The sequence below is a fragment of the Curtobacterium sp. ER1/6 genome (genome assembly GCF_001742745.1).
GTDB classification, from domain to species: domain Bacteria; phylum Actinomycetota; class Actinomycetes; order Actinomycetales; family Microbacteriaceae; genus Curtobacterium; species Curtobacterium citri.
On sequence record NZ_MJAK01000003.1, the window covers coordinates 109,062 to 121,348 of the forward strand.

The 12,287-nt window shown below is 72.6% G+C and carries 10 protein-coding genes and 1 pseudogene; 4 read left to right on the top strand and 7 right to left on the bottom strand.

The window, feature by feature from the left end:
- Positions 1–7: 7 nt before the first annotated feature.
- A complete protein-coding gene (locus Cus16_RS06760) occupies positions 8–451 on the bottom strand; it encodes an OsmC family protein (protein ID WP_069711898.1) in 444 nt (147 codons plus the stop codon).
- Positions 452–573: 122 nt separating this feature from the next.
- On the opposite strand from Cus16_RS06760, the gene Cus16_RS06765 reads away from it, so the two are divergent.
- A complete protein-coding gene (locus Cus16_RS06765; protein ID WP_189319547.1) occupies positions 574–1,188 on the top strand; it encodes a DUF805 domain-containing protein in 615 nt (204 codons plus the stop codon).
- 40 nt (positions 1,189–1,228) lie between these two features.
- Positions 1,229–2,272 carry an NAD(P)-dependent alcohol dehydrogenase gene (locus Cus16_RS06770; protein ID WP_069711900.1) on the top strand — a complete coding sequence of 348 codons (1,044 nt, stop codon included), beginning with the start codon at positions 1,229–1,231 and terminating at the stop codon, positions 2,270–2,272.
- A gap of 113 nt (positions 2,273–2,385) precedes the next feature.
- Here the strand turns inward: Cus16_RS06770 and Cus16_RS06775 are convergent, their stop codons facing one another.
- From Cus16_RS06775 to Cus16_RS06800, 6 genes and pseudogenes are all read right to left on the bottom strand, one after another.
- On the bottom strand, positions 2,386–3,087 hold the full coding sequence (locus Cus16_RS06775; RefSeq protein WP_069711901.1) for a GntR family transcriptional regulator: 702 nt from the start codon (positions 3,085–3,087) through the stop codon (positions 2,386–2,388).
- A 13-nt stretch (positions 3,088–3,100) separates the two neighbouring features.
- The gene (locus Cus16_RS06780) at positions 3,101–4,765 is read right to left on the bottom strand and encodes an ABC transporter ATP-binding protein (protein WP_083263782.1); all 1,665 of its coding nucleotides are present in this window, start codon (positions 4,763–4,765) and stop codon (positions 3,101–3,103) included.
- Positions 4,749–6,588, bottom strand: a pseudogene (locus Cus16_RS06785) (gamma-glutamyltransferase family protein). The gene Cus16_RS06780 and the pseudogene Cus16_RS06785 overlap by 17 nt, the downstream one beginning before the upstream one ends.
- A gap of 38 nt (positions 6,589–6,626) precedes the next feature.
- A complete protein-coding gene (locus tag Cus16_RS06790) occupies positions 6,627–7,499 on the bottom strand; it encodes an ABC transporter permease (protein ID WP_069711902.1) in 873 nt (290 codons plus the stop codon).
- Positions 7,496–8,449, bottom strand: coding sequence for an ABC transporter permease (locus tag Cus16_RS06795; RefSeq protein WP_069711903.1), 954 nt, complete (start codon positions 8,447–8,449; stop codon positions 7,496–7,498). The genes Cus16_RS06790 and Cus16_RS06795 overlap by 4 nt, the downstream gene beginning before the upstream one ends.
- Positions 8,446–10,104 (bottom strand): ABC transporter substrate-binding protein, encoded by a 1,659-nt coding sequence (locus Cus16_RS06800; RefSeq protein WP_069711904.1) that lies wholly within the window; start codon positions 10,102–10,104, stop codon positions 8,446–8,448. Before Cus16_RS06800 ends, Cus16_RS06795 begins: the two co-directional genes overlap by 4 nt.
- Before the next feature lie 298 nt (positions 10,105–10,402).
- On the opposite strand from Cus16_RS06800, the gene Cus16_RS06805 reads away from it, so the two are divergent.
- Positions 10,403–11,584, top strand: a complete 1,182-nt coding sequence (locus tag Cus16_RS06805; protein ID WP_069711905.1) for a peptidoglycan DD-metalloendopeptidase family protein — start codon at positions 10,403–10,405, stop codon at positions 11,582–11,584.
- Positions 11,585–11,650: 66 nt separating this feature from the next.
- On the top strand, positions 11,651–12,286 hold the full coding sequence (locus Cus16_RS06810; protein ID WP_069711906.1) for a DNA alkylation repair protein: 636 nt from the start codon (positions 11,651–11,653) through the stop codon (positions 12,284–12,286).
- Position 12,287: the final 1 nt, after the last annotated feature.

Consider the following 12,287-nt stretch of genomic DNA (forward strand, 5'->3'; position numbering starts at 1 on the left):
GTGACGACTACTGCTCGAAGGTCGCCTTGAGCTCGATGTCGACGCCGGTGAGGGCCTTGGAGACCGGGCAGGTGGCCTTGGCCTCGTCGGCGGCCTTGAGGAAGGCGGCCTCGTCGATGCCGGAGACCTCGCCGTTGACGGTGAGGGTGATGCCGGTCAGCTTGAAGCCGCCGTTGTCCTTGTCCGGGCCGAGCGAGACGTCGGCCTTGACGTCGAGGGCCTCGACGGTGCCGCCGGCCTCGCCGAGGATCGCGGAGAACTGCATCGCGTAGCAGGCCGAGTGGGCCGCGGCGATGAGCTCCTCGGGGCTGGTGGCGCCGCCGGCCTCGTCGGCCGCGCGCTTCGGGAACGAGACGTCGTAGGTGCCGACCTTGGAGCTGGACAGTTCGACCTGGCCGGAACCGTCGTTGAGGCCGCCGTTCCAGGCGGTGCGTGCGGTGCGCGTGGGCATGGCCGCTCCTTTCGTGTGGGGGTCCGGCCCGCTGCGGGCCGACGTGTGGTAGTCAATCGGAGAACGCTCGTTCTCGCAACCGGCTCACGGGGAAGACGCAGGTCTGCCCGACGATCGGGCACGTGGGGGACAGGGGCGAGGTGCTCGACCAGGGGCCGGTCGACGTCGGGGCGCGCCCGGTCGTCGCGTGGCTGCGGTTCTGGACACAGGGGTGGCGCTTCCACGGGCGGGCGAGCCGTTCCGAGTACTGGTGGGTCCTGCTCCTCGAGGTCCCCGTGTCGCTCGGCGTCTGGTGGCTCCTGCAGCGCGCCGGTCTCGCGTCGCACTGGACGCTCTCGGCCGACCCGTTCGGGATCGTCCCGGCGCCGCAGGTGACGTTCCGGCTGGTGTCCTCGGAGCACTCGTGGTGGGGGATCGGAGCGGGCCGCGACGTCCGTCCGTCCGGGTGGGACCTCGCCGTGCTGGCCGGGCTCGCGCTGACGTTCGTCCCACGGTGGTCCCTGCTCGTCCGACGACTGCACGACCGCGACCACAGCGGGGCGTGGATCCTGCTCGTGGTGTGCCTCGGGCCGTTCGGCGCGCTCGTGCTCGCCGTGATGGTGCTGCGGTCGTCGCGGCCGGACGGGGCGCGGTTCGACCGGGGGTCGTTCGCGGGGCGGCGGGATGCTCCCTGGTCGTCGACAGCGGTGTCCGCGCCTGCGCCGGAGCCTCCATCCGAGCAACACGTGTCGTCCTGAGCGACGGGCGTAGTCTGGATGACGTCGAAGGAGGACACCCATGCACGCCGTCGTGTTCGAGCAGTACCAGACGTTCCCCGTCCTGACCGAGGTCGAGAAGCCCGTCCCGGGCCCGGGGGAGGTGCTCCTCAGGGTCGCCGGCGCAGGAGCCTGCCACTCCGACGTCGCCGTCTACCGCGAGTTCCGGGAGGGGCAGCCGGGCGCGCAGGCCCCCGGGTTCGTGCTCGGCCACGAGAACTCCGGCTGGGTCGAGGCCGTCGGTGACGGCGTCTCCGGGTTCACCGAGGGTGACGCGTACCTCGTGTACGGGCCGGTCGGCTGTGGGCACTGCTCGTACTGCTCGAAGGGGCAGGACACCTACTGCGAGAACGCCGCGACGAACCCGTACGCGGCCATCGGCCTCGGGCGTGACGGGGGCATGGCGGAGTACGTCACGGTCCCGGCGCGCAACCTCGTGCCGCTCGGCGACGCCGACCCGATCGCGGCGGCTCCGCTCAGCGACGCGGCCCTGACGCCGTACCACGCGATCAAGGCCGCGCTGCCGAACCTGGCCGGCGGTGGTCGACACGTGCTCGTCGTGGGTCTCGGCGGGCTCGGACAGATCGCGGTGCAGATCCTGACGGCGCTCACCGGCGCCACGGTCATCGCGACCGACACCAAGCAGGACGCCATGGAGCGGGCGGCTGCCCGCGGCGCGATCACCGTGCCCGCGGGGCCCGACCAGGCCGCTGCGATCCGCGAGCTCACCGGCGGGAAGGGCGTCGACGCGGCGTTCGACTTCGTGGGCGCGACGCCGACGATCGCGACGGCGAAGGCCTCGATGGCGATCGGCGGTCGGCTCACGGTCGTCGGGATCGCCGGCGGGACCGTCGAGTGGAACTTCTTCTCGACGCCGTACGAGTCGACGATCACGAACACCTACTGGGGCACGATCGAGGACCTGCACGAGGTCGTCGCGATGTACCGGGCGGGGCAGATCGAGCCGGACGTCGAGCGGTTCGCACTGCGCGACGCGCTCGAGGCGTACCGGAAGCTCGAGGCCGGCGAGCTGTCCGGTCGCGCGGTGGTCGTCCCGACGCTGTAGCGGCGGGCGGTGGGGCGGCGCGATTGCCCGAGGCTCGGCTGGGCGGACAGTTTCGCGGCCACCGGGCCACGAACGTGTCCGCGGGCGCGAGCCTCGGCCGCGCGGCCGGCGCGTCAGACCGCGGGGCCGGCCTCGCGCAGGGCGTCGGCCTGCTCGGGGGAGGAGCGGGCCGCGTAGCCGATGCGGCTCTCGCGCACGTGCCACGCCATGCGCTCGGCGGCCTCGTCCACGTCGCCCGCGTCGATCGCCGCGAGGATGCGCCGGTGGTCGGGCCAGAGCCGCTTGCCCCGCGAGAAGGTGTCGAGCGCGTAGAGCCACTCGATCTTCCGCGAGAGCTGCCGGAGCAGGGTCGCGAGCGTGGCGCTGCCGGACAGCTCGGCGACGAGCAGGTGGAAGCGCTCGTTCAGGTCGACGAGCTGGTCGAGGTCCTCGCGCTCGACGGCGGCGTCGCCCGCGTCGAGGACGGCGCCGAGCTCCCGGCGCACCCGCCACCAGTCCTCGGGCGGGGCGGCCTGGTCGAACAGGGTGCGCGCGCGGGTGGCGGCACGGCGGGCCGTCGCGGTCTCGAGCGACTCCCGCACCGCGAACAGGTCGTCGGCCTCGTCGAACGGGATGCCGGCGATCCGGGAGCCGACGTTCGGACGGGAGACGACGAAGCCCTCGCCCTCGAGTCCGCGCAGCGCCTCGCGCACCGGGACCCGCGAGACGCCGTAGCGGTCGGCGAGGAACGCCTCGGTCACCCGGGTCCCCGGCTGGAGCACGCCGGCGACGATGTCGAGGCGGATGGCGTCGATGACACTCGTCCCGTTCAGCACGGTGCCGATCGTCTCACGCGGCCGCCTCGGCGAGGCTCCGGCCCGGGATGGCGTCGAGCAGGTCCTTCGTGTACTGCTCCTGCGGGTCGTCGAACACCGCCGCGACACTGCCCCGTTCGACCACCTCGCCGCGACGCATCACGACGACGTCGTCCGCGATCCGGCGGACCACCCCGAGGTCGTGCGTGATGAACAGGTAGCTCAGACCGAGCCGGTCCTGCAGGTCGTCGAGCAGCGTCAGGATCTGCTCCTGCACGAGCACGTCGAGCGCCGAGACCGCCTCGTCGAGGATGATGAGCTCCGGCTCGAGCGCCAGCGCCCGGGCGATCGCCACGCGCTGCCGCTGCCCGCCGGACAGCTCGTTCGGACGGAGCTGCGCCACGGACCGGGGCAGCGCGACCTGGTCGAGCAGCGTCGCCACCCGCTCGGTGCGCGAGGCCCGGTCGCCGATCCCGAACACCCGGAGCGGCTCGTCGATGATCCGCTCGATCGTCGAGGTCGGGTCGAGCGAGCCGTAGGGGTCCTGGAACACGGGCTGCACCCGGCGTCGGACGTCCCGCCGCTCCCGTCCCCGTGCGCTGCCGATCGACAGCCCGTCGACGAGGGCGCTGCCCGAGGTGGGCGTCTCGAGCCCGAGCACGATGCGGGCGACGGTCGTCTTGCCGGAACCGGACTCGCCGACGACGGCGGTCGTCGTGCCGCGGCGAACCGTGAAGGACACCCCGTCCGCGGCGCGGAGCGTGCCGGCACCGCGGCCGCGGAGCCGGTACTCCTTCACCAGGTCGGACACGACGAGGATCGGCTCGCCGGCCGCGACGGGCTCCGGTGCGACCCCGGACAGCGCGGGTGCCGCCGCGATGAGCCGCTTCGTGTACTCGTGCTGCGGGTCGCGGAGGATCGTCTCCGGTGCGCCCTGCTCGACGATCTCGCCGTCGAGCATCACGACGACGCGGTCGGTCCGGTCCGCGGCGACGCCGAGGTCGTGCGTCACGAACAGCAGCGTCGTGCCGTGCTGGTCCACCAGCGTCTGCAGGTGGTCGAGGATCTGCCGCTGCACCGTCACGTCCAGGGCGCTCGTGGGCTCGTCGGCGATGAGCAGCTCGGGCTGCCGGGCGAGGGCCACCGCGATGAGGATGCGCTGGCGCATGCCGCCGGAGAACTCGTGCGGGTACTGGTCCGCCCGTCGCCCTGCTTCGGGGATGCCGGCCTCCGTCATCAGGGCGATCACCCGTTCGCGGAGCGCCGCGCGTCCGCGCAGCCCGCCGGCCCGCAGGGCGTCCGCGATCTGTGCACCCACCCGCATCGAGGGGTTGAGGTTCGTCGACGGGTCCTGCGGCACCAGTCCGATCCGTCCGCCGCGGACGCGGCGCATGAGCGGTTCGTCGGCGTGGGCGATGTCGTCGTCGCCGAGGCGGATGTCCCCGCCGGTGATGTGGCCGGCGCCCGGGAGCAGCCGCAGGAGCGCGGCGATGAGCGTCGACTTGCCGGAGCCCGACTGGCCGACGATCGCGACGCGCTCGCCGCGGCGGACGTCGAGGTCGATGCCGTGCAGCACCTCGCGGTCGCCGAACGCGACCCGCAGGTCGCGCACGGACAGCAGGTGGTCGGCTCCGGTGTCGGAGGGGAGGCGCGGCTCGGCCCCGGCGGTGGTGGTCACGTTCTCAGCGTCCTGCGGCATAGCCCTGTGCTCCTCGCGGGTTGGCGGCGGCGCCCAGGACGCCGGTGTCGGGGTCGCGCGTCACGCACGACAGGCGGCCGAGCGACCAGTCGCCGGCGCGGGTGACGACGTGGCCGAGCTCCTCGAGCCCGGTGATGACGTCGTCGCCCAGTCGGTCCTCGACGACGAGGCCGCCGGGGGTCCAGGTGCGGGGCCAGAACGACCCCGGGAACGACGTCGTGTGCAGTGCGGGGGCGTCGATCGCCTGCTGCGGGGACCACCCGCCGACGATCGTGCGGAGCAGGTACAGCAGCTGCCACTGGTCCTGCTGGTCGCCGCCCGGTGACCCCATCGCCACGACCGGTTCGCCGTCCCGCAGGACGAGCGTCGGTGTGAGCGTCGTGCGGGGTCGGGCGCCGGGGGTGAGCGTCGTCGCCGTGCCCTCCTCGAGCCAGGTCATCTGCAGGCGGGTGCCGAGGCAGAACCCGAGCTCGGGGATCGTCGGGGAGGACTGCAGCCACCCGCCGGACGGAGTGGCGCTGACGATGTTGCCCCAGCGGTCGACGACGTCGATGTGGCACGTGTCGCCCCGGGTCTCGCCGGTCTCCATCACGATCGGCTCGCCGCGGTCCTCGTGCTCGGGTGCGTCCTCGGCGGGGGCGGCCACGGCCTCGCCGCGTGCTCCGGGGACGGTGGGCTCCCCGACACCGGCGACCGGTCCGCCGCGGGGCGTGTACGACTCGCGGAGCGGCGGCAGCACCCCGCCGGGCACCGAGACCGTCCCCGGACGGAGCTCGTGCGAGGCGCGGTCGCCGATGAGCGCCCGCCGCTCGGCGGAGTAGGCGTCGGACAGCAGCTCGTCCATCGGGACGTCGCCGTCGCCGTAGTACGCCTCGCGGTCGGCGAGCGCGAGCTTCTGCGCCTCGGCGATCGTGTGCGCGCCGAGGACCGTCGAGGGGTCGAGCCGCTCGTCGTCGAGCGGTTCGAGCAGACGGAGGGTCTGCAGGAGCGCCGGGCCCTGGCCCCACGGCCCGGTCTTGGCGATGGTGTGCCCGCGGAACTCGGCGGTCGTCGCGGGTTCGGTCGTCGCCCGGAACGCCGCCAGGTCCGACGCCCGGATCACACCCGCGTGGTCGGTGCCCGACGCGTGCCGGTGCGGGTCGCGCACGAAGCGGTCGACCGCCTCGGCGACGGAGCCCTCGGCCCACTCGGTGCGGGCGGCCTCGATGCGCGCGACGCGCGCGTCGCCGTCGTCCCCGTCGACACCGGACCCGGCCTGCACGAGCCGCTCCAGCACGGCGGCCCACGCCTCGTTGCGCACCATGGTCCCGGGGACCGGTACCGAGCCTCCCGGCAGCCACCGCTCGGCGGAGGACGGCCAGCGCTCCCGGAACAGGTCCTGGACCGTCGCGATCGTGGCGACCACCCGGGGTGCGACGGGGTGGCCGTCACGGGCGTAGCCGACGGCGGGGGCGAGCACGTCGGCGAGCTCCCAGGTGCCGTGCTCCGCGAGGAGCAGGAACCAGGCGTCGACGGCGCCCGGGACGGCGGCCGCGAGGGCACCCGATCCGGGCACCAGGTCGAGCCCCTCGGCACGGTAGTGCTCCGGCGTCGCTCCCGCGGGGGCGGGACCCTGTCCGACCAGCACGGTCGGGGTCTTCCCCTCGGCTGTCGCGTAGACGGCGGTCATGTCGCCGCCCGAAGGCGTTGCCGCCGCGCTCCAGGACCGACTGCGCCGTCGCGGTGGCGATCCAGTGCGTCGACGCGGCCATGCCGAAGGTGCCCTGCAGGTCCGGCCGGGTGGTCTCGGTCGGCGGTGTGGTGAAGGCGGGGTTGGTGCTCATGGTGCTGGTGCTCCTCAGCGGTGTTCTCGGCGGTGTTCTCAGCGGTCCGATGCGGTGGGGTCGAGGGCGTCGCGCAGGGCGTCGCCGAACAGGTTGAAGCCGAGGCAGATGACCGCGATCGCGACGCCCGGCACGACGGCGGCCCACGGGGCCTGGCCCAGGTACTGCTGCGCGTCCGAGAGCATGATGCCGAGGCTCGCCGTCGGCGGCTGGATGCCGAGGCCGAGGAAGGAGAGCAGGGCCTCGCCGATGACCGCGACCGGCATGATCACGGTCGCCTGCACGATGATCGCGGAGACGCAGTTCGGCAGCACGTGCTGCAGGATGATCCGCGCGCCGCCGGCGTCGAGGGTCTTCGCGCTCGTCACGAAGTCGGCGCTGGTGATCCGGAGCGTCTCGCCGCGGACGATGCGGATCATCGCCGGGACGTGCGAGATGCCGATCGCGATGACGGCGTTCGTCAGGCTCGGACCGCTGATCGCCGCGAGGCCCACCGCGAGGATGAGGAACGGGAACGCGAGCGCGACGTCGGTCAGGCGGCTGATGATCGCGTCGAGCCAGCGCCAGTACCCGGCGAGCAGGCCGAGCGGGGTGCCGACGACGACCGCGAGGAGCACCGACAGCACGCCCACGACGAGCGAGACCTGGATGCCGTACAGCGTCCGGGACAGGATGTCGCGGCCGAGGTCGTCGGTGCCGAACCCGAAGCCGACGGTGAAGGGCACCTGGAACGGCAGGTCGAAGTGGGTCGCCGTCGGGTCGTGCGGGGCGACCAGCGGCGCCGTGATCCCGGCGAGCACGACGACCGCGAGCATGATGCCGCCGGTCATGCCGAGCCGGTTCGTCCGGACCTGCTTCCAGATCCGGCCGCGACTCGAGCCGAGGTCGAAGGGTGCGGTGATGGTGGTCATGCGGTTCCTCCGACGCGGATCTTCGGGTTGATGACGGAGTACAGGACGTCGACGGCGAAGTTGATGAGGACGTAGCCGAGGGTGATGACGAGCACGACGGCCTGGATGACCGGGTAGTCACGGGTGAAGACGGCGTCGAGCGTGAGCTTGCCGAAGCCCGGCAGCGCGAAGATGCGCTCCGTGACGACGGCACCGGAGATCAGGCCGCCGAGCTGCAGGCCGACGATGGTCACGACGACGATCATCGAGTTCCGCAACCCGTACCGGAACAGCACCCGCGGACGGCTCAGGCCCTTCGCTCGGGCCGTCCGGACGAAGTCGGTCTTCATCGTCTCGATCATCGACGCCCGGGTCTGCCGCATGATCACGGCGGCGAGCGAGGTGCCCAGGATGAGGGCCGGGAGCGTCAGGTGGTGCAGGGCGCCGACCGGGTCGTTCGTCACCGGCACGTAGCCGGACGCCGGGAACCAGCCGAGGCCCGCGGCGAGCCACACGATCGCGAGGATGCCGAGCCAGAAGTTCGGCACGCTCAGGCCCACGAGCGCGGCGGCGTTCGCCATCCACTCGGGCCAGCGGCCGCGGTAGCGCTCGGCGAGGGTGCCGAGGGCGACCCCCACGACGACCGCGACGACGATCGCGTAGAGCGCGAGCCACAGCGTGACCGGCAGGGTCGCGCCGAGGAGCTCGGTGACGGGCGTGCCCGTCCGGGTGGACTGGCCGAGGTCGCCCTGCAGCGCGTTGACGACGAAGCGCCAGTACTGCACGAGCAGGGAGTCGTCGAGGCCGAGGTCGGCGCGGACGGCGGCGAGGCGTTCGGGGCTCGCCTCCTCGCCCGCCAGGGCCAGCGCGGGGTCGCCCGGCAGCTGCCGGACCCCGAAGAACACCACGATCGAGGCGAGGACGAGCGTGAGCGCCGCCTGCCAGAGCCGGGTCAGGACGTACCGGATCACTTGTCGCCGCCTTCCACGAACGCCGCCTGGCTGAGTCGGACCACGCCGTCGGCGTAGGTGGAGACACCGGCGACGTCCGTGCTGACGCCGGTGATGCTGCGGGTCCGGTAGAGGTAGATGATCGGGTCGTCCTGCTGCACCTTCGTGACGAGCTGGCCGTACAGGTCGGCGCGCTCCTGCTGGTCGGTGGCCTGCGCCGCGCGGCTGATCAGGTCGTCGACCTCGGGGTCGCTGTACCCGGGGTAGTTGTTGCCGCCGCCGGTGCCGAGGAACGAACCGATGTTGCCGTGCGGGTCGACGCGGCCCGACCAGCCGAGCTGCAGCGCCTGGAAGTCGCCACGTGTCTGGTCGTCGAGCAGGGTCGTGTACTCGACCGGGGTGATCGTGATCGCGAAGCCGCCGGCGCGGGCCTGCGCCTGCAGGGCCTGGGCGAACCGGACCGTGTCGGGGGTGTTCGTCACCTCCATCTCGATCGGGAAGGGCTGCTCGACGCCGGCCTCCTCCAGGAGCTCCTTGGCCCGCTCCGGGTCGTACGCCGGGCACGCCTTGCTCGCGTCGGTCGCGAAGGCACTCGTGTCCGGGATCGGGGAGCACGCGACGTCCGCCCAGCCGCGGAAGACGCTCTGCACGAGCTCGCCGCGGTTGATCGACATCGACAGGGCCTGGCGGACCTTCCGCTGGGTGGCGAGCGGGGTGTCGAGGGGCTCCGGATCGGTGCCGACGCCGTCCTGGTTCGCGAGGTTGATCGTGATGCCCTGGTAGCCAAGCGAGCCGGTGCGCAGGACCTCGAGGTCCTTCCGCTTCATCAGCTCGTCGACGTCCTGGGTCGAGATCGTGTCCGCGACCTGGACGTCCCCGGACTTCAGGTTCTGCGCGCGGATGCTCGCGTCGGTGATGATCCGGTACGTGATGCGGTCGAAGTGCGCGCTCGCCGGGTCGTGGTACATCGGGTCGCGCTCGACGGTGATCGACGTCTGCGGCACCCGCTCGACGAACTTGTACGGGCCGATGCAGACCGGGGCGTCGCCGAAGCCGTCGCCCTCCTGCTCGAGGGCGGTCGGCGACATGACCATGCCGGCCCGGTCGGCGAGCGCCGCGGTGATCGGGGCGAAGGGCGTGCTGTAGTGGAGGCGGACCGTGTGGTCGTCGACCGCCTCGATGCCCGTGACGGGACCCATCTCGCTCTTCCGGCTCGAGTCGTCCTTCGTCAGGTTCCGCTCGAGCGTCGTCACGACTGCTGCCGCGTCGAAGGGTGTGCCGTCGGCGAAGCGGTAGCCGGTGTGGACCGGGAACGTGACGGTCTTCCCGCCGTCGGAGACCGTCGGCAGCTCGGTCGCGAGCATCGGGACCACCGTGCCCTCGGCGTCGATGTCGTAGAGCTTCTGGCACATCGTCTCCATGACGTACCGGGTGTAGAGCGACGACGAGGTGGTCGGGTCGAGCCGGTCCGGTTCGGCGGAGAGCGCCATCACGAGGTCACCGCCCTCGCGGACCGGGTGGTCGCCGATCGCGACGGTGGTGACGGTGCCGGCCGTGGCGCCGCCGGCCTTCGAGCGTTGGACCGGGACGCACGCCGTGAGGGCGAGCGTGGCGGCCAGGGCGACGGCGGGCAGCGCGAGCAGTGTCCGGCGGCGTCGAGCGGGGGAGTTGGACATCGTGTTCCTGGAGCGTGCGGTGTGCGTGGCGGCTCTTGTGGAGCCGCGCTCAGGAGTGCGGTGATTGCATACAATCACACCCGAATGCACTGCTTTGTACACGATGTGTTTCCGTCGTGTAACACCGAGTGCCTCTCCTCTTCCCTGTCGTGCCCCTCGCACTGGGGCGGGAGGACCGGTGTCAAGGGGTTGTGCGCCCCGACACGAGAAGCGACCATCGTTCGTCGGCGTGTTCAGGGCGCGCCGCGGACCGAACGGCGCTGGGGCGCCGCCCGCATCCAGATCAGGGGTTCTCTTCTTGACCAGCACACCGTCCGTCGCGCGCACACGGCGTCTCCCACGCATCGCCGCGGCCCTCCTCGCGTTCGCCGTCGCCGCCGGCACCCTCGTCGGCCTCGCCGAACCAGCCTCCGCAGCCGCCGTCTGGAAGGGCTCGATCCCCGCGGGCAACACCCTTGCCCCGGGCGATTCGGTCACCTCGCCGAACGGCCAGTACCGCCTCGTCATGCAGGGCGACGGCAACCTCGTGGAGTACGGCATCGGCGGTGCCGTGCTCTGGTCCTCCGGCACCTCGAACCAGCCCGGTGCGGTCGCCGTCGTCGGCAAGAACCGTGCCCTCGACATCGTCCGCAACGGGCAGCGTGTCGCCCGCTGGGCCACCGCGGGCAAGCCGCAGTCGACCAGCTTCGAGGTCCGCGGCGACGGCACGATGGTCCTCTGGGCCGGCGCCACTGCCGTGGTGAACTGGACCGGCTACCAGTCCCGTGTCCCCGCCGGCAACACGATCCTGCCGGGGACCACGCTCCGGGCGGATCCGTCCGGCAACCGCACCCTCACGATGATGACCAACGGCATGCTCGTGCAGCGGGTGAACGGCGGCGTCGTCTGGACCACCGCGAGCACCATCCGCAACCACAACGCCTACGCCGCGGTGCAGACCGACGGCAACCTCGTCATCTACACGGCGGCCGGCAAGGCGATCTGGGCCTCGAACACGAGCCGGGCCGGCGGTGGTGCGCTCCTCGTGCAGGTCGACGACAACGTCGTCCTCTACGGCAAGAACGACACCCGCTCGTGGTCGACCCGGCCCGTCACCGGATTGCTCTGGCCTGTCGCGAGCACGAAGATCAGCGGCAAGTACGGCGACGACCGCGGCGCCGGCCACGTCCCGCGCTACCACCAGGGCACCGACGCGGCAGTCGGCACCGGGACGCCCGTGTACGCCTCGGCGTCCGGCACCGTCACGACCGCGACCAGCTCGGCGTCGTACGGCAACTACGTCGTCGTGACCTACGGCATGACGACCGTCCTCACCGCGCACATGAGCACGATCGCGGTGAAGAAGGGGCAGATCGTGTCCGTCACGCAGCAGCTCGGGAAGTCGGGCAACACGGGGCAGTCGACCGGGCCGCACGTGCACGTCGAGGTACGGCGCAACGGCACGCTCGTCGACCCGCTGCAGAACCTGCACTTCCGCTGATCCACGTCGCCCCCCGGGCGGGTGTTCCTGCCCGGGAGGTCGGCCGGCCCGGCTACCGTGGTGCAGGTGGTGGAGAGAGGTGCGCGAACGGACGCCGAGACCGTCCTCGCCGCGTTCGCCCGCACCACGGGGGACGCCGCCGGGGCGCGCCGCGTGGCCCGGCAGTTCGCCGACCTCGACGAGGGGGAGCGCTCGGCGCTGCTCTGGAGCGACGACCCCGGCGCCCGGCTGGTCGCCGTCGTGCTGCTCGTCCAGGCGATGCGTGCACGCCCCGACCCCGAGCTGACCGACGAGTACCTCGCCGCGGCCAAGGCCGAGCGGTTCGACGACCCGGTCCTCGTCGACATCGCCGCCGAGGAGCTCGTCGGGGCGCCGCTCGTCGGTGGGTCCACCGGCCTGCTCTTCGCGCTCGCGAAGTCCGACGTCGCCGTGGTCCGACGGATCGCGGTCGTGGCGACCCTGGCGTTCGCGAAGCAGGGCGACGCCGAGGTGCCGCTCGCGATCGCCGGCCGGCTCGTCCGGGAGCGCAGCGACACCGTGCAGTCCGCTCTCGGGTGGGTGCTGCGCGAGACGGGGAAGCGGGCGTCGGAGCCCGCGCTCGTGGCGTTCCTCGAGCGGCAGGGGCGGTTCCTGTCACCGGCGGCGCGCGCGACGGCGACCGAGCACCTGCCCCCGGCCGAACGCGATCGCCTGCGCGGCTGAG